This window comes from bacterium, from assembly GCA_019637795.1.
Lineage (GTDB): Bacteria > Desulfobacterota > Binatia > HRBIN30 > CADEER01 > JAHBUY01.
Genome location: JAHBUY010000008.1, coordinates 309,476 through 331,828 on the forward strand (window position 1 = coordinate 309,476; position 22,353 = coordinate 331,828).

Here is a 22,353-nt window from a genome sequence, read left to right on the forward strand (position 1 = left end):
GCAGTTGAGGGCGGACAGAATCACTGAGCAGCGACACCGCCGCGGCGCGACGTTGACACGCGGCGGGGGAGGCTGGTAGCCGTGCCCTTGGAGGGCGTGGCGGTGGCGGACGAGGAGCCGCAACAACGGGCAGGCGATGCGGCGGGCGCCGACAGCGGCGTTGACTCATCGGAACCCGGGGACTATGCGTGACCAGAGCGGGGCGACGGCCAGCCCCGCTTTTTGTTTTGGGACCGACGATGCACCCCACCTTCAAGGAGATGATGAACGAGGTGGTGGAGTACGGGAGCTGCTGCGAATGCGGCTCCTGCGTTCTGGTCTGCCCGCACAACGTCATCGACTACATCGCCGGTAAGCCAAAGCAGGTCGCCAAGGCCAGCGCCGCCTTCGACTACTGCGGCATGAGCGAGGGCATCGGCTGCGACGTCTGCGCGCAGGTCTGTCCGCGCCTCGGCCGCCGCGAGCATCACCTCGGCGAGCAGGTGCTGGGCGACCTCGACCAGCTCTATCGTGGCGCGTTCGGCGCCTACCGCCGCGTCGTCGCGGCACGCAGCATCGATGCGCGCATCCGCGCGCGCGGTGAGGACGGCGGCGTGGTCACCGGCTTGCTCGCCTGGCTGCGACGCAGCGACGAGATCGACGGCGCCGTGGTGTCGACGATCGATCCGGCCGGTCCGCCCTGCGCGCCGGTGCCGCGGGCGGTGACGACGGTCGAGGAGATCGTCGCCAGCGCGGGCTCCTGGTACACCTACTGCCCGAACAACCTGGCGCTCGAGGAGGCGGAGAAGCTCGGTCTGCAGCGCGTCGCCTTCGTTGGCGTCCCGTGCCAGATCACGCCCGTGCGCAAGATGCAGACCGTCGACACCGCCTTCCTGGACAACGGGCGGAAGAAGGAAAAGCACATCGAGCGCCAGACCAGGTTCCTGCGCGGCTTCGGCGAGCGCGTTGCCCTGACCATCGGCCTGCTGTGCAGCGAGGTCTTCACCTTCGACGGCCTCATGCGCGACGTCATCGAGGGCCAGCTCGGCATCAGCCTGTCCGACGTGACCAAGTTCAACGTGAAGGGGAAGGTGCTGGTCGACACCCGCGACGGACGCCGGGTCGAGATTCCGCTCAAGCAGGCGCAGGAATATGCGCGGCCGGAGTGCCATCACTGCGGCGACTTCTCCGCCGAGCTGGCGGACATCTCGTGCGGCGGGGTCGCCGCGACCGACTGGACGATCGTCGTCCTGCGCACCGCGCGCGGCGAGGCGCTGTTCGATCGCGCCGCCGCGGACGGCATCTTCGAGGTCCGCTCGATGAGCGAATTCGAGACCTCGATGCGCGTGTTGCTCCGCCTGGCGCGCAAGCAGCGCCAGCGCGTGCCCACGCCTCCGGGGCGCATGGAGACCTTCGTGCGACCCGCCGGGTTCACCAACCCGCACTGAGCCATGCCTCCGCAGCGTGCGACAGTGACCGAATCACGTCTCGTTCGTCTGCCCAGCTCGTCGTTCGAGCGCCTGGTCGAGAGCTCGCCCGACATCGTCGTCGCCGTCGACCGCAACGGCACGGTCATCTACTACAACGACGGTGCCGAGAAGGGCCTCGGCTACACGGCCGCCGAGATTCTCGGCGACAACGTCGGCCGCCTCTATCCGTCGATGCAGGAAGCGCACCGGGTGATGGTCGCGATGCGCAACGACGATTCGGGCGGCCCCGGCAAGGTGAAGAACTTCGAGACCACCTTCGTCACTCGCTCCGGCGAGCAGTTGCCGGTCGCCATCTCGGGCTCGATCCTCTACGACGACAACGGCCTCGAGATCGGCTCGATCGGGTTCGCCAAGGACATCCGCGAGATCCGCCAGCGCGACCGCCTGGCGACGCTCGGCGAGGTGGCGGTGGCGCTCTGCCACGAGATCAACAGCCCGCTCGAGGTGATCCTCAACGACACCGAATTGCTGAGCGCCTTCGTCCGCCGCAAGGCGACCGACGAGGAGGCGGTGATCGAGGAGGAACGCGTCGACGCCGTGCGCCGCGAGGTGCTGAAGATCCAGGAGATCGTCAACCGCCTGGTGGAGATGGCGCGCGAGGGCCAGTACGGGACGCGCGACTATCTGGTCGGGCAGCAGATGACCGACGTGTCGCGCCCGGCGCCCAAGCCCGGGCCGCGGCGCAGCCACGGCGGCCTGGAGGGGCTACGCGTGATGGTGGTCGACGACGACCTCGGCGTCTGCCGCTCCCTGCGCGACGTCCTGCTCGCCGAAGGCTGCGAGGTGCTGGTGGCCAGCGACGGGCTGCGGGCGCTCGAGATTCTCAATCGCACCTCGGTCGACATCATCGTGAGCGACGTCGTCATGCCCGACCTCGACGGCTACGACCTGTTCATGGAGGTCAAGCGCCGGGGCACGACCCCGGTGATCCTGATGACCGGCTACTACTACGACCGCGACCACGTCATTAAGCGCAGCCGCCTCGAGGGCCTCGAGAGCGTGATCTTCAAGAAGCCGATCGATCCGGCTCGCCTGAAGGCGATGATTCGGACGCTGACGGGACGCGCGTCGGCGGCGGCGCCGCGGTAGGCGTCGTGACCTCCGCGGTGGCCGTCACGGTCGGCGCGGCAGCGACCTGCAGGACGAACGGCCCCTGGTCGCCGGCGATGGTGACACGGTCCTGCTCGATCGCCGTCAATTGGCCGAGCCCTTTCAGGATCTGCCCCGTGCGCACCAGCTCGCTGTGCCCGTTGGGGGCGACGATGACGGCGTACGCGACGTCACCCACCACGGTGCCGGCGAGCCGGTACCCGGCGGCGGCACGCGGCAGCGCGCCGGTCGGCGTCGGCGTCGCCTCGGGCGTGACGGTGACGCTGGGCGTCGCGGTCGCTGGCGGTTCCGGGGGCGGCGCATGATGGGCGCGCCACAGCAGCCAGGTGCCGAGCGCCAGCACGACACCGATGCAGACCGACAGAATCAATCCGATGGCGCGGTCGGCGTTCATCGCCGCGGCGCCTCCGGGTTGGTGCTCGCCTGGGCGCCGGTGCTCGGCTGGATCGCGGTCATCGCCTCGTTGTCGGGGGAGCGGTTCTCGGACGCCCAGACCGCGGCGTGGTTGGCCGGGGCGCCATTCGTGGCCAGCCTGGGCGTACCGCCCACACTCATCGACACCGCGAACCTGATCCTACGGAAGAGCACGCATTTCGTCGAGTACGCGATCCTCGCGGCCCTGACCTGTCGCGCGCTCGGCATGGGCGCGATGGTCCGTTCGCGGCGCGGGCGCGTGCTCGGCGCGGTGCTGTTGGCGGTCGCCGTCGCGGCCGCCGACGAAGTGCACCAGACCTTCACGCTCACCCGCACCGGGCGGGCGCACGATGTCCTGCTCGACGCCGCCGGGGCGCTGGGCGGCGCGCTCCTCGCCGCGCGGATGCGGCGGCGCGGTCACTCGCGCGCGGCCGGCGCGCCCAGTGGACGTCCGGCGCGCGCGCAACCTTGACAGCGGCGCCTGGCCCGGCCATGTCGGCGCTGGAGGCAGGGACGTGGGGCTGGCTCATCGGCAGGCGGCGCGGCGGCGGGTGTTGTTGCGCCACGAGCGGGCGCTGTGGACGCAGGGCCTGCAGCGCGTTGCCGGAGTCGACGAGGTGGGTGTCGGTCCGCTCGCCGGGCCGCTGGTCGCGGCCGCCGTCATCCTGCCGCGGGAGTGCGAGATCCGCGGCATCGACGATTCGAAGAAGCTGAGCCCGGCGCGCCGCGAGGCGCTCGGGGCGGAGATCGAAGCAGCCGCGATCGCGATCGGCATCGGCGTGGTCGAGGTGCGCGATGTCGAGCGCCTCAACACCTACTGGGCGTCGATCGAAGCCATGCGCCGCGCCGTCGCCGCACTCTCGGTGGCGCCCGAGCAACTCCTGCTGGATGCCCGCCGCATCCCGGGTCTGGCGGTGCCGCAGGTGGCGCTGGTGAAGGGCGATGCGCGCAGCTACTCGATCGCGGCGGCGTCGATCGTCGCCAAGGTGGCGCGCGACGCGATGATGACCGAGCTCGATCAGCGCTACCCAGTCTACGGGTTCGCCCGCCACATGGGCTACGGCACCGCCGAGCACCTCGCCGCCCTGGAGCGCCACGGCCCGTGCCCGGCCCACCGGCGATCGTTCCTGCCGGTGGCCCAGGCGCGGCTGCCGGGATTCTGAAGGGCGGGCCGTTACGCTGCCAGGCTGTTGGCGGTTCGGGGCAGAGACTCCGGACCCCGACGGCGAACAGCCTGGCAGCGTGACAGGCTGACCAGCGGCTGCCTTCTCGCCCGCGCCGTCCTATACTGCGGCCATGTCGATCGACGTCCGCATGCCGAAGCTGAGCGACACCATGGAGTCCGGTGTCATCATCCGCTGGATGAAGGCGCCCGGCGATCCGGTGGCCAAGGGCGATCCTTTGGCCGAGGTGGAGACCGACAAAGCCGATGTCGAGCTGGAGGCGTCGGAGAGCGGCGTGCTGCGCGAGATCAAGATTCCCGAGGGGCAGAGCGCGACCGTCGGGGCGGTGATCGCGGTGCTCGCGTCCGGCGACGAGGGTGTCGGCGATGGCGCCGCCTCGCGGCCGGCGCCGGGCGCGCCCGCGGCCCGCCGCGAGGCGCCACCGGTGGCCGCGGCGCCGGCGCCGCGGCCGCCGCGTGAAAAGCCCGGCGGCGCCGGCCGCGCCGCGGCCGAGTGCGGCGCCGTCACCCGTCGCGCCGGCGTCGGCGGTGCGCGCCTCGCCGCTGGCATGGCGGATGGCGGATGCGGCCGGGGTCGATCTCGGCAACGTGCGCGGCTCGGGGCCGGGCGGGCGCATTCTCAAGCGCGACGTCGAAACGGCCGCGCGCGCCGCGGCGCCGCCGCCGGCGGCGCGCGAGCCCGCGGAATCGCAGCGCGAAGAGGCGCCGGCCGCGCTGCCAGCCGGCAGTCGGCGCGAGGAGATCTCGCGCATGCGGGCGACGGTGGCGCGGCGGATGACCGAGGCCAAGCGCGAGATCCCGCATTTCTACGTCACCGCCGAGATCGACATGACCGAGGCGATGGCCCTGCGCGAGTCGATCCGCCGCCGCGAGACGATGCCGGGCCTCACCGTCACCCATCTGCTGGTGCGGGCGTTGTCGATCGGCCTGGTGCGCCATCCGCACGTCAACGCCTCGTGGCAGGAGGGCGGCATCATCGTCCATGACGACGTCAACATCGGCATCGCGGTCGCGGTCGACGACGGCCTGGTGGTGCCGGTCCTGCACCGGGTGCAGACGCTCAGCCTGGGCGAGATCGCCGCCGCCGCCGGCGAGCTCACCGAGAAGGCCCGCCACGGCCGCTTCGGTGGCGAGGATCTCACCGGCGCGACGTTCAGCCTGTCCAATGTCGGCATGCTCGACGTCGAGGAGCTGACGGCGGTGATCAATCCGCCCAACGCGGCGATCCTCGCCACCGGCGCGGTGAAGGAGCGGCCGATCGCGCGCGACGGCCAACTGGCGATCGCCAAGACGCTGCGCGCCACGCTGTCGTGCGATCACCGGGTCCTGAACGGCCTCGAGGGCGGCCGGTTCCTCGTCGAGCTGAAGAGCATCCTCGAGAACCCGGTCAGCCTGTTGCTGGAGTAGTGGGCATGGGTGCGATCGCCGCTGCGACCGGCGCCGTGGCGGCGCCGCCGCTGCAGGTACGGCGCCTCGGGCGCCGCCCGTACGAGGAGGTGCTGGCGTTGCAGGAGGATCTGCTGGCGCGCGTTGCCGCCGGCGGGCCGGAGACGGTCCTGCTGCTCGAACATCCGCCGGTGTACACCCTCGGCCGCGGCGCCGACGCTGCCGATCTGCGTGGCGCGCCGGAGCGCCTGGGCGTGCCGTGGGTGCGCGTCGGTCGCGGCGGCGGCGCCACCTTCCACGGGCCCGGGCAGCTCGTCGCCTATCCGATCGTGCGCCTGCGCGCCGCCGGCCGCGACGTGTCGGGCTACGTCTGCGCGCTCGAGCGGGCGCTGATCGACACCTGCGCCGCGTTCGGCGTGGCGGCGCGCGCGCCCAGCGGTCAGATCGGCGTGTGGGCGGGAGGGCGCAAGATCGCCTCCGTCGGCATCGGCGTGCGGCGCGGCGTCGCCTATCACGGGATCGCGCTCAACGTCGCCACCGACCTGGCCTACTTCGACGCCATCACGGTCTGCCGCAGTGACGGGCTGCGACTAATCAACCTGGGCGCGCTGTGCACGCCGCCGCCGGCGCTGGATGCAGTGGGCGACGCCTTCGCTCGCGCCCTGGCCGCGCGGCTGGATCGCGCCATCGCCGAGGTGCCATGATGGCCGTGACCCGGCGCCATCCCGAGTGGCTCAAGGTGCGTGCCCCCGGGGGCGACGCGTACGCGTCGACCAAGCAGGTGGTGCAGTCGCTGGATCTCCACACCGTCTGCGAGGAGGCGCGCTGCCCGAACCTGGGCGAGTGCTGGGGGCAGCGCACGGCGACGTTCATGTTGCTCGGCGACGTCTGCACTCGCAACTGCGGCTACTGCGCCGTCGCCCATGGACGGCCGGCGGCGGTCGATCCGCACGAGCCGGAGCGCGTCGCCGCCGGCGTCGAGCGACTCGGCCTGCGCCACGTCGTCGTCACGTCGGTGGATCGCGACGACCTGCCGGACGGCGGCGCCGGCCACTTCGCCGCCACCGCGCGGGCGATCAAGCGCCGCCAGCCCGGCTGCACGGTCGAGGTGCTGACCCCGGACTTCAAGGGCAACCTCGAGGCGCTGGCCGAGGTGGTCGAGGCGCCGATCGACGTCTTCAACCACAACACCGAAACCGTGCCGCGGCTCTACAAGCTGGCGCGGCCGGGTGGCCGCTACGACCGCTGCCTGGCGATGCTCGACGCCGCCAAGCGCCGGCGGCCGAGCCTGCTCACCAAGACCGGTCTGATGCTCGGCCTCGGCGAGGAGCCGGCGGAGGTGCTGGCGGTGCTCGCCGACCTGCGCGGCGTCGCCTGCGACATCCTCACGCTCGGCCAGTACCTGCAACCGACCCGCCAGCATCTGCCGATCGCCCGCTACCTGACGCCGGCCGAGTTCGACGAGCTCGGCAACCGCGCCCGCGCCCTGGGATTCCGCCACGTCGAATGCGGCCCACTCGTCCGCAGCTCCTACCATGCGTGGCAGCACGTGGCGTAGTCGCCCGCCCCTGGCGCTCCCGCTCGGGGCGGATGGTGATCAGCTCCGCCGCGCCAGCACCTCGACGTGGCCGATCGAGAAGAAGGCGTCGGGCAACTGGCCCCAGCGGCGCAGACCGTCGGCGATCCACTGCAACTCGGCGCGGTCGGCGATTCCGTACGCGACTGCCTTGGCGGCCAGGTTCGAGTGCAGCGTGCGCTCGGCCCACGATTCGGCCCAGAGCCGGGGCGACTCGTAGCCCGGGAAGGTCCAGGTGGTGCCGCTGACCTGCGGATCGGTGAACCCGGCCTGCTTCACCCAGCCGTACAGGTGACGACCGGCATCCGGCTCGCCGCCGTTGCGCCGGGCGACGGCGCGATAGACCTCGAGCCAACGGGTGAGCTCGTCCGCCGCGGGGTTCCAGGTGCAGATGCCATAGTCGCTGTCGCGCAGGGCGACGATGCCGCCGGAGGCGAGCAGGCGACGCATGGCGCCCAGGACCGCCAGCGGATCGGCCACGTGCTGCAGGACCTGGTGCGCATAGACGACATCGAAGCCGCCCGGCCGGTCGAGGCTCAACACGTCGGCCTGCTCGACGCGCAGGTTGGCCGCTCCCTCGGTCGCGGCGCGCTCGCGGGCCTGGGCGACGACGTCGGCCCCCAGATCGATGGCCAGCACCGGCCCCGGCGCCACCGCCGCCGCCAGTCCGACGCTGATCGATCCCGGCCCGCAGCCGACGTCGAGCAGTCGCATCCCGGGACGCAGGTGCGGGAGGAGGAAGCGCGCTGCCTCCGCCGCCGTGCGTTTGCGATGCTGGCTGACCACCGACTCGTGATGACCATGCGTGTAGGTTTCGAGCGCGTCCGCCATGTGCGGTCTCTTGCCACGACTGAGCCATCACCGTCGAAGCCGTTCCATGATGGGCGAAACGCGCCGGCATCCCGCGAAATGTGACAGTCCTAGCAAGACTTTTGCCTCCGAGTTGTGTTTACACCGCCTCCCGATTTTGCGATGGTGCGCGATGCAACAGAATCGGTGAACACCATTGGGAGGCGGTGAATGATGAAGCTGTATGACTACCCTGACTGCCCGTTCGCTCAGAAGGTCCGGGTGGTGCTGGCAGAGAAGGAGCTCGAGTACGAGACCATCTTCGTCGATCTGCGGACCGGCGAACACCGCCAGAACGCTGAGTTTTTGAAGCTGAACCCGTACGGCAAGGTGCCGGTTCTGATCGACGATGAAGTCGTCGTGTACGACTCCACCATCATCAACGAGTACCTCGAGGACGAGTATCCTCACCCGCATCTCATGCCGGAGGACTCCGCCGCCCGGGCGCGCGTGCGGACCCTCGAGGACTATTGCGACAACTCGTTCCTGCCGTCCGCTGGCTTCGTCCAGGCCGAGCTCAGCAAGCCGGTGGAGGAGCAGGACGCCGAGCGCCTGGCCCGCTATCGCAACGAGCTGCAGCGCGGGCTGAAGCGGCTCGAGGCCTTCCTCGCCGGCAAGGAATACCTGGTGGGCGATTTCTCGCTTGCCGACGTCGCCTTCATCCCGGCGCTGCTGATCCTGCCCCGGCTCGGGGTCGAGGTCGACCCGGCCCTGCGCGGCGTCACCGCTTGGATCAACCGCCTCAAGCAGCGTCCGAGCGTCCAGATCCTGGAGCGGTGAGGGCGTAGCGCGAGGAGCGGCGCGTGAGCCACCAAGACGACGCCCTCGAGCGTTCGATCCTCGATTCGTACAGGGTCGTCTGCATCTGCAACAAGATTCGCAAGGGCGTCATCGAGAAGGCGATCCGCGGCGGGGCACGCACGCTCGACGACGTCCGCCGTCGCACGCGTGCGTGCACCGGCCCGTGCACCCCGAATCGCTGCGGCCCGGTGATCCGGCAGATGCTGGCGGACGCCGAGCGCGAGCGCGTTGACAGGGGCTCTGGGGGCGTCTAAGCAACTTATTCGGAATCATTCCTGTTTAGGCTCCACAGCGAAGGAGGAGAGCGATGAAGCCCCTGAAAGGCACCAAGACCCACGACAACCTCAAGGCCGCGTTCGCCGGCGAGTCGCAGGCAAATCGGCGCTATCTGTATTTCGCCCGCCGGGCGGACATCGAGGGATACCCCGAGGTTGGCGGACTGTTCCGCGACACCTCGGAGGCGGAGACCGGGCACGCCTTCGGTCACATGGATTTCCTGGCCCAGGTGGGCGATCCCTGCACCGGCGTCCCCATCGGCGACACGGAGAAGAACCTCAAGTCGGCCGTCGAGGGCGAGACCTACGAGTACACGCAGATGTACCCTGGCTTCGCCAAGACGGCGCGTGACGAAGGCTTCGACGAGATCGCGGAGTGGTTCGAGACCCTGGCCCGGGCCGAGAAGTCGCATGCCGGCCGCTTCTCGAGCGGGCTCGGCAATCTGAAGCTGTAGGCGAGCTGTCAGCTTTCGGCCGTCAGCCGTCAGCGGGACGCTTCCTGGCTGGCGGCTGATGGCTGACGGCTGAGAAGCCCGACCACCGATGCACCCCTCCATTCGTCCGGTCACGCTCGACGACGTCGTCGGGTTGGAGCGCTACGAAGCGATCCGCGACGAGGTGCGGCGGCGGGTGATCGCGCTCAAGAAGGCCCGCCGCGTCGCGGTCGGCCCCGAGCTCACCTTCGTCTTCGAGAACCACGACACCGTCTATTTCCAGATCCAGGAGATGCTGCGCGCCGAGCGGATCACCGATCTCGACGCCGTGCGCGCCGAGCTGGCGGTGTACAATGCGCTGCTCCCGGCCCCCGGGGAGCTGAGCGCGACGCTGCTGATCGAGATCACCGACCAGCAAGACGTCGCCGCGCGCCTGCTGCAATTTCTCGGCATCGACGAATGCGTGGCGCTGATGATCGGCGACCGTCGGGTGCCCGGCGAGTTCGAGGCGGGGCGCAGCCGCGAGGACAAGCTGAGCGCCGTCCAGTACGTGCGCTTCGCGCTGCCACCGGCGGCGCGGGCGGCGTTCGCCGATCCGTCGGAGCCGGTGCGCCTGGTCGTCGACCATCCGCGCTACCGGTACGAGGCGGCGATTGCCGGCGCGGTGCGCGCCTCGCTCGCCGCCGACCTGCAGGGCGCCGCATGACGCAGCGAGCGACGCGACAGTTGGCGGCGATCTACGGCGTGCTGGTCGCGTCGCGCGATCACCCGACCGCCGAGCAGGTGTTCCGCCGCGTGCGCGACACGCTGCCGCGGGTCAGTCTCGGGACCGTCTACCGCAACCTGGACAAGCTGCGCGAGCAGGGACGCCTGCGCGTGGTGCGGCTGGCGAGCGGCGAGGCGCACTACGACGCCATCGTCTCCGCGCACGACCACTTCGTATGCGAGCGCTGCCACACGGTGCTCGATCTCGATGGCGCGACCATGCCGCCGACGGTGGGGCGACTGCGCGACGACGGCTGCGTCGTGCACTGGCACACCACGGCGCTGTACGGGTTGTGCGGCGCCTGCGCGGCAGCGACGCGACGACCCGGCGCGGGGGCGGCGGCATGACCGAGCTGCCGCGGCACATTCCGCTCTTCCCGCTCCCCAACGCGGTGCTCTTCCCCGGCGTGCCGCTGCCGCTGCACATCTTCGAGCCGCGCTATCGCGAGATGGTGCGCGACGTCGAGCGGGGCGAGGACAAGCTGATCGGCATGGTCCTGCTGCGCGGCGAGTGGCGCGCGGCGTACTATGCCCGGCCGGAGGTCTATCCCGTCGGCTGCGCCGGCCGCCTGGTCAGCGTCGAGCCGCTGGCGGACGGCCGCTACAACATCCTGCTGCAGGGCGTCCGCGAATTCGCGCTGCTCGACGAGCTGCCGGGCGGCAGCTATCGGCGGGCCGAGATCGCCTGGCGCGCCCCCGAGGCGGCGGGCGTGCCGAGCGGACTGCGAACCCGCCTGCATGCCCTGGTGCAGCGCTACCTGGAGGAGCGGGAGCTGACGCTGGCGTCGCGCCTGCTCTCCGACCCGACGCTGTCCGATGAGCTGCTGATCAACTTCCTCTGCTACGCGCTCGACTTCTCCCCGATGGAAAAGCAGGCCCTGCTCGAGGCCCCAGGCCTCGCCGATCGCGGCCGGCGCCTGTGCGATGTCGTGCACTTCGCGCTCGAGGCGCGGGTGCCCGGCGGCGAGCCCGACAAGTGGTATCACTGACCCGACGCCGCGCGCGGCCCTGCTTGATTCGCCGCGAGGGCGCACGCTAGGTCACGACGAGAAAGGCATCCCGCCAGCATGAAACGACGCGAAGCGTTGACCGTCTGGGAACGCACCTATCTGCCGCAGATCTTCGGCGGCCTGATGGTGACGTTCTACCGCTTCTTCAAGAACCTCGGGCTGCACGGACTGCACGCGGTCGGGCTCGCCACCGAGACGCGGGCGGCGGTCACCACCCAGTGGCCCGACGAGATCAAGCTCTACCCCGACAACTTCCGCGGCAGCCATCGTCTGACCCTGAAGGAGGACAACTCGGTGCGCTGCACCGCGTGCTTCCTCTGCGCGACGGCGTGTCCCGCCAACTGCATCTTCATCGAGGCGGGCGAGCATCCCGACCCGCACGTGGAGAAATTCCCCCTCCGCTACGAGATCGACACCCTGCGCTGCATCTACTGCGGCCTCTGCGTCGAGGCCTGTCCGTGCGACGCAATCCGCATGGACACCTACGTGCACCCCCGCATCTGGGGCTATTCGCGCAAGGACTTCATTGAGACCAAGGACATCTTCATCCATCGGTCCAAGGTCCTCGCCGAGCGCGGTCGCCACGGACTGATCGAGGAGATGGTCGAGGACTACCGCAGGCTCGACAACGAGGCGATCACGGTCGCGCGCTGAGCGCCCGCCGGGTCCGCACGAGGTCCACATGAGCAAGACGTACCGCGACATCATGGCCGAAGCCCGCCAGGCGGTTCCCGAATGGACGCCCGACGAGGTGCGCCAGCGGATGTCCAATGGCGGCGGCTACACGCTGCTCGACGTCCGCGAGAAGGAGGAGTACCGCGAGGGGCATCTGCCCGGCGCGGTCTCGGTGCCGCGCGGATTCCTCGACATGCGGATCGAGGAGGCCGTGCCCGACAAGAACGCGCCCATCATCCTGTACTGCGCCGGCGGCACGCGCTCGCTGCTCGCCGGACGGACGCTGCGCGAGCTCGGGTACACCAACCTGGTGTCGATGTCGGGCGGCTTCAGCGCCTGGAAGAACGGTGGGCACCCGTGGCAGGCGGACCGCCAGTTCACGGCCGATCAGCTCAATCGCTACAGCCGCCACTTCCTGCTGCCGGAAGTCGGCGAGGCGGGACAGGCCAAGTTGCTCGACGCCAAGGTGCTGTGCATCGGCGCCGGTGGGCTGGGCTCGCCGACGGCATTCTATCTCGCCGCGGCGGGCGTCGGAACGATCGGCATCGTCGACATGGACGTGGTCGACGTCAGCAATCTGCAGCGGCAGATCCTCCACACCAACGACCGCGTCGGCATGCCCAAGGTCGAGTCGGCGCAGAAGACGCTCAACGCGCTCAACCCCGACATCAAGGTGATCGGCTACCAGGAGCGGGTGAGCTCCGAGAACATCATGGAGCTCATCCGCGACTACGACGTCATCGTCGACGGCTGCGACAACTTCCCCACCCGCTATCTGGTGAACGACGCCTGCTACATCGCCAAGAAGCCGAACGTGCACGGCAGCATCTTCCAGTTCGAGGGCCAGGCGACGGTCTTCTATCCCGACCAGGGACCCTGCTACCGCTGCCTGTTCCCGGAGCCGCCGCCGCCGGGCGCGGCGCCGAGCTGCCAGGAGGCGGGCGTCCTCGGCGTGCTGCCTGGCCTGGTCGGCTGCGTGCAGGCGCTCGAGACGATGAAGCTCATCCTCGGCGCCGGCCGGCCGCTGATCGGGCGGATGATCTACTTCGACACGCTGAGCATGGAGCTGCGCATCCACAAGCTGCGCAGGGATCCGGCCTGCCCGCTGTGCGGCGAGCGGCCGACGGTCACCGAGCTCATCGACTACGAGGAGTTCTGCGGCCTCCGCAACAGCGGCGCGCCGGCACACCCCTGACATCCCCGAGCCGCGCGTCGTCCCCGGCGACGGGGCTGTTGGCGCTCGGCGGCGATTTTCGATACCTGACGGCACGGCACCATGGAGCGGAAGACGGCATGACGCGCGCGCCCGAGCGCATCGCGAGAGGGCGCTGATGCGCGTGCAGGTGAAGCTGTTCGCGACGCTGCGCAAGTACATGCCCGCGGGCAAGGCCGGCGACACCGTGACGGTGGACGTGCCGGAGGACGCGACGGTCGGCGACCTGGTCGCCCGCCTGGGCATTCCCGCCGAGCACGCGCGGATGGCGGTCGCCGCCGGCGAGCAGCTCGATCTCGCGGCGCGCCTGCCGCCCGGCGTCGAGATCAATCTCTTTCCGCCCCTGGCTGGAGGGGCGTGATGGGCAACACCCGTCCAGGGGTGGGGGTGGACACATGGAGCAGGCCGTGACGACGTCGCCGGGACGCAGCACCGCCGCCGACCGCATCGACCAGTTGCGGGCGCGCGCGGCGCGCTTGCGCGAGCATTCGCTGCGCGCGACCTCGGAGGCCGGCAGCGGCCATCCCAGCTCCTGCCTGTCGGCCGCCGACCTGGTGGCGGCGCTGTTCTTCGACGTCCTGCGCTACGACCCGAGCGATCCGGGCAACCCCGAGTGCGATCGCTTCGTGCTGTCCAAAGGGCACGCCGCGCCCCTGCTCTACGCCGCCTGGGCGGAAGCGGGCGCCATTCCGCACGAGCAACTGCTCACCCTGCGCCGCATCGACAGCCCGCTCGAGGGGCACCCGACGCCGCACTTTCCCGGTACCGTCGCCGCCACCGGCTCGTTGGGCCAGGGGCTCTCGGTCGGGGTCGGCCTGGCGTGGAACGCGAAGCAGCTCAGCCACGCCGATCAGCGCATCTACGTGCTGTGTGGCGATGGCGAGGTGGCCGAGGGCTCGGTGTGGGAGGCGATCGCGCTCGCCGCGCACCAGCAGCTCGACAACCTGATCGCGATCGTCGACGTCAACGGCCTTGGCCAGAGCCAGCGCACCATGTACGGGTTCGACGTCGCCGGCTACGCGGCGCGCTTCGCGTCGTTCGGCTGGCACGCGATTCCCATCGACGGCCACGACATGGAGGCCATCGTCGCCGCCTTCGAGGAGGCGAGCGCGGTGCGCGGCCAGCCGGTGGCGATCATCGCCCGCACCAAGAAGGGGCAGGGCGTCTCGGCGCTGGTCGACAAGGACAACTGGCACGGCAAGGCGGTGCCCAAGGGCGCCGATCTCGATGCCGCGCTCGCGGAGGTGCGCACCGCCGCCCCGCCGGTCGCGCTGTCGCCGGTCGCCAGGCGCGGCAACGCGCGCCGCCCGGCGGCGGCGGCGCGGACGCCGATGGCGGCGCCCGACTACCCGCCCGACGCCCAGGTGGCGACCCGCGAGGCCTACGGCACCGCGCTGGCGAAGCTCGGCGCGGTCGACCCCGCGGTGGCGGTGATCGATGCCGACACCAAGAACTCCACCTTCGCCGAACGCTTCCTCGCCGCGCATCCGCAGCGCTACCTCGAGGCGTACATCGCCGAGCAGAACATGGTCGGTGTCGCCGTCGGCCTGTCGGCGGCCGGCCGGACGCCGTTCGTGTCCAGCTTCGCCTGCTTCCTCACCCGCGCCTTCGATCACATCCGCATGGCGGCGATCTCGCGCGCCAACCTGAAGCTCGCCGGCTCGCACTGCGGCGTCTCGATCGGCGAGGACGGCCCGTCGCAGATGGGCCTCGAGGATCTGGCGATGATGCGCGCCGTGCCGCACGCGGTGGTGCTCTATCCGGCGGACGCCGTGAGCACCGAGCGCCTGGTCGAGGCGATGGCGGCGACGCGTGGCATCCACTACCTGCGCCTGACGCGGCCGAAGGCGCCGGTGCTGTACGGCCCGAGCGAGCAGTTCCCGATCGGTGGCTCGAAGGTGCTGCGGCAGAGCGACGCGGACCGGCTGACCATCGTTGCCGCCGGCGTCACGCTGGTCGAGGCGCTGGGCGCCCACGAGCGGCTCGCCAGGGAGGGGATCGCGGTGCGGGTCGTCGACGCCTACTCGGTGAAGCCGATCGATGTCGCCGGCCTGCGCGCCGCGGCGCGCGCCAGTGGCGGCCGCGTGCTGGTGGTCGAGGATCACTATGCCGACGGCGGCCTCGGCGACGCGGTGTTGAACGCCCTCAGCGGCGAGCCGGTGCAGGTGACCAAGCAGGCGGTCAACGACGTCCCGCGCTCGGGCAAGCCGGCGGAGCTGCTGGCGAGGTTCGGCCTCGACGCCGCGTCGATCGCGCAGCGCGTCCGCGAGCTGCTGGCGTAGCAGGGCAGCGCGCGGCCGATCCGCGGCCGGCTCCGGGGTTCATCGCGAGCCGCGGCGCCGATACGCCGCCCGGTACAGCACGCCGCCGCGGCGCAGCGCCTTGCGGGCGAAATCGGTGTCGTGCCGGTCGACGCGCCCGACGCTGACGCGCTCCAGGGCCGGCACGGCGTCCAGCTCGCTCAGGCCGAGCTGGAAGGTCTCCTCGACGTCGGTGAGGAGCTCGATCTCGGCGCCCGGCGCGAGGACGTGCGCGATCGCCGTCGCGAGCTGCGGCGACCAGATGCGGCGCTTGAAGTGGCGGCGCTTCCACCAGGGATCGGGGAACTGCACGTACACCGCCGCCGCCGATCCGCCGGGAAGCAGCGGCAGCAGGCAGGTGGCGTCGGCCCACACGACGCGGGCGTTCGCCAGCCCGTCGGCGGCAAGCGCGGCGGCGATGCGGGCGGCGCGAGTGGCCGAGCGCTCGATGGCGTAGAAGTTCCACTCCGGCCGCGCGCGGGCGACGGCGCGCAGAAACTCGCCGCGACCGGGGCCGACCTCGATGGCCACCGGCCGCGGGTTGCCGAACAGGCGCGGCCAGCAGTCGCGCGGCAGCGCGCCCTCAACCTCAGGCAAAGCGCCGTCCTCCGTCCACCGGCAGCACGACGCCGGTGACGTAGTCCGCGCCCGCCAGGTAGCGAACGGCCTCGGCGATGTCGGCGGCCGACCCCTGGCGGCGCAGCAGGGTGCGCCCGATCTCGCGTTGGCGCGCGGCGGGCGGGAAGTCGGGCGGGAACAGCACTGGTCCCGGCGCGATGACGTTCACCCGCACGGCCGGCGCCAGGGCGCGCGCCAGCCATGCGGCGTGCGCCACGACGGCGCGCTTGGCGACGGAGTAGGGCAGGTAGTCCGCCCACGGATGCAGAGCGGCCACGTCGCCCATGGCGACGATGCAGCCGCCGCCCTGGCGCACCATCAGCGGGCCGAGGCGGCGCGCCGGGACCAGGAAGGTCTGGAAATTGAGCCGCATCATGTCGTTCCAGTCGGCCGGGGTGGCGGTGGCGAGCGGCGTGCGGCGAAAGACGCCGGCATTGGCGATCCAGACGTCGACGCGGCCGAAGGCGCGGCGCACGCGGGCGATCACGGCCGCCATCTGGCGCTCGTCGGCGGCATCGGCGCGCAGCGCCAGGACGCGCACGCCGCGTTGCTCGAGGGCGCGGCAGGTGGCGCGCGCCGCGTCGGCCGACGACCAGTAGGTGAAGGCGACGTTGGCGCCGTGCTCGGCGAGGCCGAGGCCGATGGCGCGACCGAGGCGGTGGGCGCCGCCGGTGATCAGCGCCGTGGCGCCGCGCAGCTCCACGGGGAGACTCCCGTCGCGCCCGGCGCGACGGTCACGCCTCGGGGACGTGCAGTGGCTCGAGCACGATCTCGGCGGGGCAGGCGCCCGGGGGCGCGGCGAGCACCTGCAGGACGGCGGCGGCGATGTCCGCCGGCCGCAGGGCGCGGGCGCGCTGCGGCGGCGGCAGCGGCTCGGGGCTGACCGGGCCGGGGACGATGGCGGTCACCTTGATTCCGTGCTCGCGCACTTCGTCGAACAGCGACTGGGTGAAGCCCAGCAGGCCGAACTTGGCGGCGGCATACGACGCCTCGCCGGCGCGGCCGCGCTGGCCGGCGATCGCGGCGATGTTGACGATCGTGCCGCGGCCGTGGGCCAGCATGTCGGGCAGCACCAGCCGCGTCAGCACCATCGGCGCCCGCAGGCAGGTGGCCAGCGTGCGGTCCCAATCGGCCAGCGACGTCTTCACGACCGGGCTGTGCGGCGGCGCGAAGGCGGCGTTGTTGATCAGGACGGTGATGCGGCCGAGGCGTTCGATGATCACCCGTACCGCGTGCTCGAGATCGCCGTCGCGAGTGACGTCGGTGGGCAGCGCCAGCACCGGCGCCGCGGCCGCATCGGCGGCGGCTTCGGCGGCCGTCTGCGCCAGGTCGCTCTCGGTGCGGGCGAGCGCCGCGACGGGACAGCCGGATCGGGCCAACTGCACGGCGACGGCGCGGCCGATGCCGCGCCCGGCACCGGTGACCAGCGCCACGTTGGCGCGCGGCAAGGATGTCACGCGCGTATGCATAGCGGATCGCGGGCGCGTTTCAACGCGGGTTCGCGGGCCGCGGGAGCGGCGCCGTCTCTTCGTTTCCGGCCGGACCCTCGTGCTCGGGCGGCGCGTCCGCGGCCGGCTCGTCGACGTCGTCCGCGCCGGCGCCGGCCAGCCACTCCGGTTCGAGCGCGGGCGCGGGATCCGCCACTGCCGGGGCCTGGGCGGCGGCGACCGCGGCGTCGCTGCCGTGCTCGCGCAGCTCGCGCAGGTGGGCCTGCAGCGGCGCCAGCTCGCGCAGAGGCTGCGAGATGCGCGAGCCGAGCGGCTGCGTGATGTCGTGTTTCACCGCGCCAGCGGAATGCTGCGTCATGGAACCGCCGTCGGGCAGGGTGCGCGGCTGGGTCATGGGGCCGCTCGAGATCGAGGAGACCGGCCCGCTGCGCATGCTGCGCGTGCCGCGGTCGCGCACGGGGCCGCCGGTGCGGCGATCGTCGGGGTGGCGGCCGCTGCTCTCGCCGATCGTGATCCCCTCGTACATCGACCGGCTGCCCGCGCCGACCGGCCCGCTGTCGGCGCCGATCGGTCCCGAGTGCTCGCTGACGGCGCTGGCTCCGGGGGTGCGGATCTGCGCGGTCGCGGGGAGCGCGCAGAGGAGGATCGCGAGCGGCAGCCAACGCGGCATGGGGGCACTATGCCTGGTGCGGGACGGCAATTGTAGCCGCGCGGGCGGTGTCCGCGGCCACCCGGCGCCGGGCGCGATCAGCGGCAGACGCCGGTGCGGCGGGCGGCGTCGGCGACGGCTTTGCCGACGCGCAGCGCCACCTGCTTGTCGAGCGCCTCGGGGATGATGCGCTCCGGCGTCGGTTCGATCACGTAGGCGGCGAGCGCCTCGGCGGCGGCGATCTTCATGTCCTCGTTCACCACCGTGGCGCAGGCGTCGAGGGCGCCGCGGAAGACGCCGGGGAAGGCGAGGACGTTGTTGATCTGGTTCGGGAAGTCGCTGCGGCCGGTGCCGATCACCGCCGCGCCGGCGTCGCGCGCCGCGTCGGGCATGATCTCCGGGATCGGGTTGGCCATCGCCAGGATGATCGGATGCCTGTTCATGCTGCGCACCATGTCCTGGCTGACCAGGTTGCCCTGCGACAGGCCGATGAAGATGTCGGCGCCCCGCATCGCGTCGGCCAGCGTGCCGGACAGGTTGCGCCTGTTGGTGCGGGCCGCGATCTCCCGCTTGAAGGCGTTCAGATCGGTGCGATCGCGGTGCACGATGCCCTTGGTGTCGCACATGATGACGTCGCCCGGCTTGGGCGCCTTGCCGAGCTCGCCGTAGCTGAGGATCAGCCGGCAGCAGGCGATGGCCGAGGCGCCGCTGCCGTTGAAGACGATCGTGCACTCGTCGAGCTTCTTGCCGGCGACCTTGAGCGCATTGATCAGCGCCGCCAGCACGACGATGGCGGTGCCGTGCTGGTCGTCGTGGAACACCGGAATGCCGAGGTCCTGGAGCCGCGCCTCGACCTCGAAGCAGCGCGGCGCGGCGATGTCCTCGAGGTTGATGCCGCCGAACACCGGCGCGATCAGACGCACCGTCTGGACGATCTCGTCGACGTCCTGGGTGGCGAGGCAGATCGGGAAGGCGTCGACGTTGGCGAACTCCTTGAAGAGGACCGCCTTGCCTTCCATGACCGGGATGGCCGCCTCCGGGCCGAGGTTGCCGATGCCGAGGATTGCCGATCCGTCGGAGACGACGGCGACCGTATTGTGCTTCAGGGTGAGCTCGAAGACGCGCGCCGGCGCCTTGGCGATCTCCTGGCAGACCTGCGCCACGCCGGGGGTGTAGGCGAGGCTGAGATCCCTGCGGTCGTTGAGGCCGACCTTGCTCTTCACCTCCAGCTTCCCGTGCAACTGGGAGTGGAGGGCAACGGATTCCTTGTCGAGATCAGTCATGTGGGGTCGACCTTATGACGCCCGTCGGGGCGAGCGGGATCTGGGATGGGGCTTGGCGGGCCAGAACGACCGCGGCGGCGGACGGTGTGAACCGCCGCCGCCGCGGGATCGGGTCAGTTGCCGACGACGAAGCAGACGCTGGTGGTGCCGCTGCCGCCGATGTTCAGCGTCGCGACGCGCCGGGCGCCATCGACCTGGTAGTCGCCGCAGGTGCCGGTCACCTGCCGGAAGGCGTCGAGCACCTGGCGCGTGCCGGTCGCGCCCACCGGATGGCCGGCGCCGATCAGGCCGCCGCTCGGGTTGATCGGCAGCTTGCCGCCCATCTCGATGGTGCCGTCCTCGATCGCCTTCCACGCCTCGCCCGGCTTGGTGAGGCCGAAGTGATCGATCGCCATGTACTCGGACGTGGTGAAGCAGTCGTGGGTCTCGATCGCCTGCACGCCCCAGCAGTCCTTCACGCCGGCGCGGCGGAACGCGTCGACGATCGCCTGGCGCGTGTGCGGCAGGACGTACGGGTTGTCCTTGCTCTCGGCGACCTTGGTGTCGAATTCGATCGGCGCCGTGCGATGCCCCCAGCCCATCAGCTTGGGGATCGACGCGAGCGCGATGCCGCGCTTCTTGGCGTAGGCCGCCGCCGCCTTCTCCGAGGCGAGGAAGAGGGCGACGCAGCCGTCGGTCACCTGCGAGCAATCGGAGATCTTGATGCGGCCGCCGATGAGACTGTTGAACTTGTCGTTGGCGTTGGCGTGCTCCTCGGTCATGTACCAGTTGCGCGTCTGCGCCAGCGGGTTGCGCTTGGCGTTGGAGTAGTTGACCGCGGAGATGTGGGCCAGGTGTTCGCTCTTGAGGCCGAAGCGCTTGTCGTACTCGTCACCCAGGCGACCGAAGAGCTTGGGGAACGGAAACTCGACGCCCTTGGCCTCGCGATCGTACCAGGCGGCGGTGCCCAGGAAGTCGGCGCCGCGCTTCGGGTCGACGGTCTTCATCTGTTCGACGCCGACGACCATCGCCAGGTCGTAACGGCCAGCCTCGATCTCCGCCGAGGCGGCGAGGATGGCGATCGAGCCGGACGCGCAGGCGGCCTCGTGGCGCGCGGTCGGCAGCCCCGAGAACCCGGGGTCCACGTCGAGCAGGAAGGCGCCGAGGTGGCCCTGCATCGCGTAGAGCTCGGCGGCGAAGTTGCCGACGTGGCCGACTTCGATGTCCTTCGGATCGAGGCCGGTGGCCTCGAGGCCACCCAACACCCCTTCGCGGATCATCGCGACGATGTGCTTGTTCTCCTTGGTCCAGTTACGCGCGAAGTCGGTCTGGTAACCGCCGAGGACATAGATTGGCGCTGCCATCGTGTCTCCCTCTGTGCGGGGGTCTGCCCACCCGTGCGTCGCAACCTAAACCGGTTCGATGGGGGTGCGCAAGGTAACTGAACGGTGCTTCAGGCGGCGAAGAAGCGGCCGACGTTGACCCCCGGAACGTTGAACAGGCGCTGATCCGGCTTGGCCTGCGCCAGCACCTTCGGAACCGGCAGGCCGGCCTTCTCGATCGCGGCGATGGTCGGCTTGACCCCCATGACGTCGACCAGCACCGTCGGCGGCGCCCAGTTGAAGCCGAAGCCCATGATCTTGTCGATGTCGCTGGCGTCGCGCACCACCTCGTCGTCGCCGACGCGGTTCAGGGCGTAGCTGACGTATCCCAGCACCACCTTGCGGGCGAGATCGGCCTCGCCGCCCCTGGCCTCGAGGAAGACCTTGAAGGCTTCGCCGTAACGTCCGACCTGGTGGAGCTGTCGCATCGTCTCGACGAAGGGCAGGGGGGAGACCTTCTGGTCGGCGGGGGCCTTGTAGGCGCCGGATCGGGGATCGAGCACCAGGTTCAGCGTCTTGCCGTCCTCCTTGGTGCGACGATAGAAGCCGCCGCGCTCCGGGGTCTTGTTGCCGAGATGCCCCTCCTCGATCAGCTCGGCGACGTAGGTCGGGAGCTGGAAGGCCTGGTGCGCCTCGTCCTTGGTGTTGGCGTGGACGTTGTCGACGATGGCGCGGTGCACGTCCCAGCCGACCAGGTCGACGGTGGCCAGCGGCGGCATGGCGCGGCCGGTGTACGGGCCGATCAGGTAGTCGACGAAGGCGACGCCGTGCTCGGCGGCGAGCTGGGCGCACTCGTTGAGGACCTTGAAGCCGACCCGGTTGCCCGCGAACGCCGGCATGTCACGGCACAGGGTGACGACGCGGCCGAAGCGGCGCTCGAGCATCTCGACGATCGCCGGCACCAACCTGGGGTCGGTGTCGGCGTGCGGAATGACCTCGGTGCCGACGATCACGCTCGGCGGATTGAAGAGGTGGACGCCGAGGAAGTTCCTGCGGAAACTCTCGGACCGGCCCTCGGCCATGCCGGTGATCGACAGGCCGGAGGAGACGGTGGCGACGATCGAATCGGGGCGGCGCACCGCGTCGACGCGGTCGAAGAATGCCTTCTTGATCTCCATGTCCTCGGCGAGGGCCTCGAAGATCAGGTCCGCCTTGCCGACCGCCTCGTTGAAGTCGCCGTCGTACGTGCCCACCGACATGCGGTTGCCGATGGTGATCGACTTGGCCATGTTCTGCGCCCCGACCAGCCCCTCGCGGGCCTTCTCGGTCGACCGCGCCAGCAGCACCACGTCGCAGCCGCCGGCGGCGAACACCTCGGCGCTCCCGGCGCCCATGGTGCCGTTGGCACCGAGAACAACGACTCGCTCGATGTTGACCATACCCGCGATTGCTCCTTTGGAAGGGGAGGATTCGAAATGGCGAAAACTTTGGGTGAGTGACACAAGCGTCGGGGCAAGACAAGCTCCCCCGGCGCGGGTACACGCGCAGCGCCCTGCTCGCCACGCCAACACGGATGAACAGGGATTCCCCCAGC

26 protein-coding genes are annotated in these 22,353 nt (G+C 70.8%); 16 read left to right on the top strand and 10 right to left on the bottom strand.

The window, feature by feature from the left end:
- Nucleotides 1-239: 239 nt before the first annotated feature.
- Nucleotides 240-1,427, top strand: coding sequence for a Coenzyme F420 hydrogenase/dehydrogenase, beta subunit C-terminal domain (locus KF840_24880; protein ID MBX3028136.1), 1,188 nt, complete (start codon nt 240-242; stop codon nt 1,425-1,427).
- 24 nt (nt 1,428-1,451) lie between these two features.
- The gene (locus KF840_24885) at nt 1,452-2,558 is read left to right on the top strand and encodes a response regulator (protein MBX3028137.1); all 1,107 of its coding nucleotides are present in this window, start codon (nt 1,452-1,454) and stop codon (nt 2,556-2,558) included.
- Here KF840_24885 and KF840_24890 read toward each other — a convergent pair.
- Nucleotides 2,476-2,973: a hypothetical protein gene (locus KF840_24890; GenBank protein MBX3028138.1), complete on the bottom strand. Its 498-nt coding sequence runs from the start codon at nt 2,971-2,973 to the stop codon at nt 2,476-2,478. The genes KF840_24885 and KF840_24890 overlap by 83 nt on opposite strands.
- Before the next feature lie 370 nt (nt 2,974-3,343).
- Between KF840_24890 and KF840_24895 the strand changes: the two genes are divergently transcribed.
- Nucleotides 3,344-4,156, top strand: coding sequence for a ribonuclease HII (locus KF840_24895; protein MBX3028139.1), 813 nt, complete (start codon nt 3,344-3,346; stop codon nt 4,154-4,156).
- A gap of 120 nt (nt 4,157-4,276) precedes the next feature.
- On the opposite strand, the gene KF840_24900 is transcribed toward KF840_24895, so the two are convergent.
- The gene (locus KF840_24900; protein MBX3028140.1) at nt 4,277-4,684 is read right to left on the bottom strand and encodes a hypothetical protein; all 408 of its coding nucleotides are present in this window, start codon (nt 4,682-4,684) and stop codon (nt 4,277-4,279) included.
- A gap of 20 nt (nt 4,685-4,704) precedes the next feature.
- Here KF840_24900 and KF840_24905 point away from each other — a divergent pair, with 20 nt between their 5' ends.
- From KF840_24905 to lipA, 3 genes are read left to right on the top strand one after another with little or no spacing between them, the layout of a single operon-like run.
- Nucleotides 4,705-5,583: a 2-oxo acid dehydrogenase subunit E2 gene (locus KF840_24905; protein ID MBX3028141.1), complete on the top strand. Its 879-nt coding sequence runs from the start codon at nt 4,705-4,707 to the stop codon at nt 5,581-5,583.
- Nucleotides 5,584-5,588: 5 nt separating this feature from the next.
- Nucleotides 5,589-6,266, top strand: coding sequence for a lipoyl(octanoyl) transferase LipB (gene lipB / locus KF840_24910; protein ID MBX3028142.1), 678 nt, complete (start codon nt 5,589-5,591; stop codon nt 6,264-6,266).
- Complete coding sequence (gene lipA, locus KF840_24915; GenBank protein MBX3028143.1) at nt 6,263-7,120, top strand: lipoyl synthase; 858 nt, start codon at nt 6,263-6,265, stop codon at nt 7,118-7,120. The genes lipB and lipA overlap by 4 nt, the downstream gene beginning before the upstream one ends.
- A gap of 39 nt (nt 7,121-7,159) precedes the next feature.
- Here lipA and KF840_24920 read toward each other — a convergent pair whose 3' ends face one another.
- Nucleotides 7,160-7,969, bottom strand: coding sequence for a methyltransferase domain-containing protein (locus tag KF840_24920; protein ID MBX3028144.1), 810 nt, complete (start codon nt 7,967-7,969; stop codon nt 7,160-7,162).
- A 189-nt stretch (nt 7,970-8,158) separates the two neighbouring features.
- Here KF840_24920 and KF840_24925 point away from each other — a divergent pair, with 189 nt between their 5' ends.
- The 10 genes from KF840_24925 (at nt 8,159) to KF840_24970 (ending at nt 15,442) form a co-directional block, all read left to right on the top strand.
- The gene (locus KF840_24925) at nt 8,159-8,767 is read left to right on the top strand and encodes a glutathione S-transferase family protein (GenBank protein MBX3028145.1); all 609 of its coding nucleotides are present in this window, start codon (nt 8,159-8,161) and stop codon (nt 8,765-8,767) included.
- A gap of 23 nt (nt 8,768-8,790) precedes the next feature.
- On the top strand, nt 8,791-9,042 hold the full coding sequence (locus tag KF840_24930) for a (2Fe-2S)-binding protein (protein ID MBX3028146.1): 252 nt from the start codon (nt 8,791-8,793) through the stop codon (nt 9,040-9,042).
- Nucleotides 9,043-9,095: 53 nt separating this feature from the next.
- Nucleotides 9,096-9,518: a rubrerythrin family protein gene (locus KF840_24935; GenBank protein ID MBX3028147.1), complete on the top strand. Its 423-nt coding sequence runs from the start codon at nt 9,096-9,098 to the stop codon at nt 9,516-9,518.
- Between the two features lie 88 nt (nt 9,519-9,606).
- The gene (locus KF840_24940) at nt 9,607-10,203 is read left to right on the top strand and encodes a DUF3501 family protein (protein MBX3028148.1); all 597 of its coding nucleotides are present in this window, start codon (nt 9,607-9,609) and stop codon (nt 10,201-10,203) included.
- Nucleotides 10,200-10,610, top strand: coding sequence for a transcriptional repressor (locus KF840_24945; GenBank protein MBX3028149.1), 411 nt, complete (start codon nt 10,200-10,202; stop codon nt 10,608-10,610). The genes KF840_24940 and KF840_24945 overlap by 4 nt, the downstream gene beginning before the upstream one ends.
- A complete protein-coding gene (locus KF840_24950; protein MBX3028150.1) occupies nt 10,607-11,251 on the top strand; it encodes an LON peptidase substrate-binding domain-containing protein in 645 nt (214 codons plus the stop codon). The genes KF840_24945 and KF840_24950 overlap by 4 nt, the downstream gene beginning before the upstream one ends.
- Before the next feature lie 78 nt (nt 11,252-11,329).
- Nucleotides 11,330-11,926 carry an NADH-quinone oxidoreductase subunit I gene (locus KF840_24955; GenBank protein ID MBX3028151.1) on the top strand — a complete coding sequence of 199 codons (597 nt, stop codon included), beginning with the start codon at nt 11,330-11,332 and terminating at the stop codon, nt 11,924-11,926.
- Between the two features lie 28 nt (nt 11,927-11,954).
- Entirely contained in the window at nt 11,955-13,142 is a 1,188-nt protein-coding gene (gene moeB / locus KF840_24960) for a molybdopterin-synthase adenylyltransferase MoeB (GenBank protein MBX3028152.1), read from the top strand.
- Between the two features lie 136 nt (nt 13,143-13,278).
- Entirely contained in the window at nt 13,279-13,521 is a 243-nt protein-coding gene (locus KF840_24965; protein MBX3028153.1) for a MoaD/ThiS family protein, read from the top strand.
- A 34-nt stretch (nt 13,522-13,555) separates the two neighbouring features.
- Nucleotides 13,556-15,442: a transketolase gene (locus KF840_24970; protein MBX3028154.1), complete on the top strand. Its 1,887-nt coding sequence runs from the start codon at nt 13,556-13,558 to the stop codon at nt 15,440-15,442.
- A 39-nt stretch (nt 15,443-15,481) separates the two neighbouring features.
- Here KF840_24970 and KF840_24975 read toward each other — a convergent pair whose 3' ends face one another.
- From KF840_24975 to KF840_25005, 7 genes are all read right to left on the bottom strand, one after another.
- The gene (locus tag KF840_24975; GenBank protein MBX3028155.1) at nt 15,482-16,057 is read right to left on the bottom strand and encodes a hypothetical protein; all 576 of its coding nucleotides are present in this window, start codon (nt 16,055-16,057) and stop codon (nt 15,482-15,484) included.
- Nucleotides 16,050-16,781 (bottom strand): SDR family oxidoreductase, encoded by a 732-nt coding sequence (locus KF840_24980; GenBank protein ID MBX3028156.1) that lies wholly within the window; start codon nt 16,779-16,781, stop codon nt 16,050-16,052. The genes KF840_24975 and KF840_24980 overlap by 8 nt, the downstream gene beginning before the upstream one ends.
- A gap of 31 nt (nt 16,782-16,812) precedes the next feature.
- Nucleotides 16,813-17,535, bottom strand: coding sequence for an SDR family oxidoreductase (locus KF840_24985; GenBank protein MBX3028157.1), 723 nt, complete (start codon nt 17,533-17,535; stop codon nt 16,813-16,815).
- A 31-nt stretch (nt 17,536-17,566) separates the two neighbouring features.
- Nucleotides 17,567-18,196: a hypothetical protein gene (locus KF840_24990; GenBank protein MBX3028158.1), complete on the bottom strand. Its 630-nt coding sequence runs from the start codon at nt 18,194-18,196 to the stop codon at nt 17,567-17,569.
- Nucleotides 18,197-18,273: 77 nt separating this feature from the next.
- Nucleotides 18,274-19,458: an NADP-dependent malic enzyme gene (locus KF840_24995; GenBank protein ID MBX3028159.1), complete on the bottom strand. Its 1,185-nt coding sequence runs from the start codon at nt 19,456-19,458 to the stop codon at nt 18,274-18,276.
- A gap of 113 nt (nt 19,459-19,571) precedes the next feature.
- Entirely contained in the window at nt 19,572-20,801 is a 1,230-nt protein-coding gene (locus tag KF840_25000; protein MBX3028160.1) for an acetyl-CoA acetyltransferase, read from the bottom strand.
- Nucleotides 20,802-20,890: 89 nt separating this feature from the next.
- Complete coding sequence (locus tag KF840_25005; GenBank protein MBX3028161.1) at nt 20,891-22,198, bottom strand: 3-hydroxyacyl-CoA dehydrogenase family protein; 1,308 nt, start codon at nt 22,196-22,198, stop codon at nt 20,891-20,893.
- Between the last annotated feature and the right edge of the window lie 155 nt (nt 22,199-22,353).

What these genes read in the sequence shown, in the direction of transcription:
- moeB (MBX3028152.1), top strand. Translation starts at nt 11,955, where the DNA reads ATGAGCAAGACGTACCGCGACATCATGGCCGAAGCCCGCCAGGCGGTT.
- KF840_24890 (MBX3028138.1), bottom strand. Translation starts at nt 2,973, where the DNA reads ATGAACGCCGACCGCGCCATCGGATTGATTCTGTCGGTCTGCATCGGT.
- KF840_24880 (MBX3028136.1), top strand. Translation starts at nt 240, where the DNA reads ATGCACCCCACCTTCAAGGAGATGATGAACGAGGTGGTGGAGTACGGG.
- KF840_24950 (MBX3028150.1), top strand. Translation starts at nt 10,607, where the DNA reads ATGACCGAGCTGCCGCGGCACATTCCGCTCTTCCCGCTCCCCAACGCG.
- KF840_25000 (MBX3028160.1), bottom strand. Translation starts at nt 20,801, where the DNA reads ATGGCAGCGCCAATCTATGTCCTCGGCGGTTACCAGACCGACTTCGCG.
- KF840_24895 (MBX3028139.1), top strand. Translation starts at nt 3,344, where the DNA reads ATGTCCTGCTCGACGCCGCCGGGGCGCTGGGCGGCGCGCTCCTCGCCG.
- KF840_24920 (MBX3028144.1), bottom strand. Translation starts at nt 7,969, where the DNA reads ATGGCGGACGCGCTCGAAACCTACACGCATGGTCATCACGAGTCGGTG.
- lipA (MBX3028143.1), top strand. Translation starts at nt 6,263, where the DNA reads ATGATGGCCGTGACCCGGCGCCATCCCGAGTGGCTCAAGGTGCGTGCC.
- KF840_24935 (MBX3028147.1), top strand. Translation starts at nt 9,096, where the DNA reads ATGAAGCCCCTGAAAGGCACCAAGACCCACGACAACCTCAAGGCCGCG.
- KF840_24995 (MBX3028159.1), bottom strand. Translation starts at nt 19,458, where the DNA reads ATGACTGATCTCGACAAGGAATCCGTTGCCCTCCACTCCCAGTTGCAC.
- KF840_24990 (MBX3028158.1), bottom strand. Translation starts at nt 18,196, where the DNA reads ATGCCGCGTTGGCTGCCGCTCGCGATCCTCCTCTGCGCGCTCCCCGCG.
- KF840_24925 (MBX3028145.1), top strand. Translation starts at nt 8,159, where the DNA reads ATGATGAAGCTGTATGACTACCCTGACTGCCCGTTCGCTCAGAAGGTC.
- KF840_25005 (MBX3028161.1), bottom strand. Translation starts at nt 22,198, where the DNA reads ATGGTCAACATCGAGCGAGTCGTTGTTCTCGGTGCCAACGGCACCATG.
- KF840_24965 (MBX3028153.1), top strand. Translation starts at nt 13,279, where the DNA reads ATGCGCGTGCAGGTGAAGCTGTTCGCGACGCTGCGCAAGTACATGCCC.
- lipB (MBX3028142.1), top strand. Translation starts at nt 5,589, where the DNA reads ATGGGTGCGATCGCCGCTGCGACCGGCGCCGTGGCGGCGCCGCCGCTG.
- KF840_24955 (MBX3028151.1), top strand. Translation starts at nt 11,330, where the DNA reads ATGAAACGACGCGAAGCGTTGACCGTCTGGGAACGCACCTATCTGCCG.
- KF840_24945 (MBX3028149.1), top strand. Translation starts at nt 10,200, where the DNA reads ATGACGCAGCGAGCGACGCGACAGTTGGCGGCGATCTACGGCGTGCTG.
- KF840_24970 (MBX3028154.1), top strand. Translation starts at nt 13,556, where the DNA reads ATGGAGCAGGCCGTGACGACGTCGCCGGGACGCAGCACCGCCGCCGAC.
- KF840_24940 (MBX3028148.1), top strand. Translation starts at nt 9,607, where the DNA reads ATGCACCCCTCCATTCGTCCGGTCACGCTCGACGACGTCGTCGGGTTG.